Origin of the sequence: Cryobacterium sp. 10I1, assembly GCF_035019805.1 — a bacterium.
Classification (GTDB): Bacteria; Actinomycetota; Actinomycetes; order Actinomycetales; family Microbacteriaceae; genus Cryobacterium; species Cryobacterium glucosi.
This window is the reverse complement of the sequence record NZ_JASJVF010000342.1, coordinates 1-2,859: the sequence shown is the minus strand read 5'-3', so window position 1 is coordinate 2,859 and position 2,859 is coordinate 1. Positions and strand designations below refer to the sequence as shown.

1 protein-coding gene and 1 pseudogene are annotated in these 2,859 nt (G+C 70.7%); one reads left to right on the top strand and one right to left on the bottom strand.

Features of this window, described 5'->3' with window-relative positions; all coding sequences use genetic code 11:
* A pseudogene (locus QN345_RS17650) lies at nt 1-329 on the top strand (hypothetical protein); the annotation flags it as partial.
* Nucleotides 330-359: 30 nt separating this feature from the next.
* On the opposite strand, the gene QN345_RS17645 reads toward QN345_RS17650, so the two are convergent.
* Nucleotides 360-2,859: DEAD/DEAH box helicase (locus tag QN345_RS17645; RefSeq protein WP_323508983.1), on the bottom strand; the 2,500-nt coding region annotated here is incomplete at its 5' end.

Sequence of the window (2,859 nt, the reverse complement as noted above, 5' to 3'; positions counted from 1 at the left end):
CGGCGGCCATCACGGCGGCCATGATCTGCCACGGAGCCTGGTTGTTCAGCAGCGGCCCGCTCGGCACCGCGACCCGCGACGCCGAGGGACACGAACTGATCATCGAGGCCGAGCCGAAGCAATTCGACGAGTTCGTGACCGCGCTCGAACCGCAGGGCACCAAGGTCTTCTTCGGGGCGCTCAACCCGGAGGCGCTGCGCCGCCGCGACCGGCTCGTGCGGATGATCCCGGCCGGCCGGGAGCTGCTCCCTGAAGGCGACTTCCGCGACTGGGTCGCCATCGACGCCTGGGCCGCGTCGATAGCCGCCGAGCTGCCCGCGACCGCTTAGGCCGCTCGCCACCAGCCCCGCCTGCGGGGCTCAGGGCGCGAGGAGCGCCCGGATGTCCTCCGCGGTGAAGTCGTCGCCGACATCCGCTGCCGTCGCCGCACCGTCGAGGCCCGCGCCATCGAGTACCGAGCCGACGAGACGCGCCTTGCGCTCCTTGAGCGCCATCACCTTGTCCTCGATGGTGTCCGCGGCCACGAGCCGGTAGACCATGACCGTGCGGGTCTGGCCGATGCGGTGGGTGCGGTCGATCGCCTGCGTCTCCGTCGCCGGGTTCCACCACGGGTCGAGCAGGAAGACGTAGTCCGCCTCGGTCAGGTTGAGGCCGAAGCCGCCGGCCTTGAGGCTGATCAGGAACACCGGCGCCGTGCCGCTCTTGAACCGGTCGATCACCTCTGAGCGCTTCAGCGTCGAGCCGTCGAGGTAGCAGTACGGGGTGCCCTGGGCGTCGAGGCGTGCGGCTGCCTTGCCGAGGAACGAGGTGAACTGGCTGAACACGAGCGCCCGGTGACCCTCGGCGACGACGTCGTCGAGCTGGTCGAAGAGGGCGTCGAGCTTGCTCGAGGGCACGTCCGCGTAGGTGTCGCCGAGCAGGGACGGGTCGAGGCTCAGCATCCGCAGCAGGGTCAGCGACCGGAACACGATGAACCGGTTCGCGTCGAGGTCCTCGATCAGCCCGAAGAGTTTCTGCCGTTCGCGCTGCAGGAAGGTGTCGTAGAGCGCGCGGTGCCGGGGATTCAGCTCGATGCGCAGTACCTGCTCCTGTTTCTCGGGCAGTTCGCGGGCGACGACGTCCTTGGTGCGGCGCAGGATCAGGGGGCGGATGCGGCGGCGCAGCCGGGTGATCAGCGCCGGGTTGCCGGGTTGCCCGGCGTCGTCTGTTGTGCCGGCAGGTCTCACGCCGTGTTCGTCGCGGTTCTCGATCGGGCGGACGTACTCCTCGCTGAACCGGCGGGCGGAGGGGAACAGGCCGGGTGCGACGATCGCGAACAGGGACCAGAGTTCGAGAAGCCGGTTCTCCATCGGCGTCCCGGTGATGGCGAGCTTGAAGGGCGTGTCGAGGTCGCGGGCGCAGGCGTGCAGCCGGGAGGCGTGGTTCTTCAGGAATTGCGCCTCGTCGAGGATCAGCCCTGCCCAGCCCTGGGCTCGGTACGCCGCGAAGTCGAGACGGAAGAGCGTGTATGAGGTGACGATCACGTCGTGGTGCGCGACGGCATCCGTGAGCGTCGTGCCGCCGCGGCCGAGGACGGTCGACTGGGTCGTCTCGACGCCGTGCACGCGGAGCCCGGGGGTGAAGCGGGCGGCCTCGGCGATCCAGTTGGAGACGACGGAGGTCGGGGCGACCACGAGGAACGGGCGGCGCGGTACGGCGGGTGCGGGGCCGGATTCGCGCGTCGCGTGTTCGATCAGGGCCAGCGCCTGCAGGGTCTTGCCGAGGCCCATGTCGTCGGCGAGGATGCCGCCGAGGCGATGCTTCCAGAGGAAGGCGAGCCAGGCGAAGCCCTCGCGCTGGTACGGGCGCAGGGTCGCGGTCACTCCCTCGGGCACAGGAACGGGCTCGAGGAGGCCATGGCCGTCGCCGTCACGGTCGCCGGCGTCGACCGCGCGGGTCCGTTCGAGCAGCCCGGACACCGCGGACCGCCAGGCCGTTGCTTGCTCGGTGTGTTCGGCGAGGTCCTCGAACTCCGCCCAGAGCTGGGCCTGGTAGCGGCTGATCCGCAGCCCGGTCTCCCACTCGGTGAGGCTGCGGGCCTCGTCGATGAGCGTCCGCAGGCGCTCGAACGCGGGCTGGCGCAGCGAGAGATAGGTGTTGTCGATCATGAGCAGCTTCGGCTTGCCCAGGGCGAGTGCCTTGAACAGTGGGCCGAAGGGCACGGTGCGGCCGTCGATCGTGACGATCACGCCGAGGTCGAACCAGTCCCTCTGGTTCGTCTCGACCGTGGTGATGGTCAGTTCGGGCGTCGCGGTGAGTTCGCGGTAGCCCGGATCCGCGCCGATCCGGTCGATCCGCAGCCCTCTCAGCTCGTCGAGCCGGGGGAGTTCCCCTGAGGTGAATTCGGCCGCGTCGAGCCCGCGGAGCGTGTCCGGAGGCGAGCCGGGTGCGGTGCCTGGGTGAGTTGCGGAGAAAACACCGTCGCGGCGCGGAGGAAGGTGCTTTGTCCGCAACTCGACCGCCGCGATGAGCGCGGCCTCCGCGGAGGCGTCCCGACCGGCGGGGCGGCCGGGGCCAGGGCCGGCGTCGAGCGGGACGCGCGTGACGGCACGGCCCTCGCGGTACTCCCAGTCCCAGGCGAGGCTCAGCGCCTGCTTGGGGAGGAAGCGCACGGTGAGCACCAGGACGGGAGCGGCGGCCTCCGGGAAGGTCACCGAGGCATCCGTGCTCGTCACCGGGAGCGCATGACGGAGGCTCGGGTAGAAGTCGCCGAGGAACTCGGCCGTCTCGGACGCGGGCACGGCCACGGTGGCGGGCACCCCGAGCAGGCGGCTCTGCTCCGGGCTGAGCGGGCCGCGGGTGGGTGCGAGGAGGAAGGAG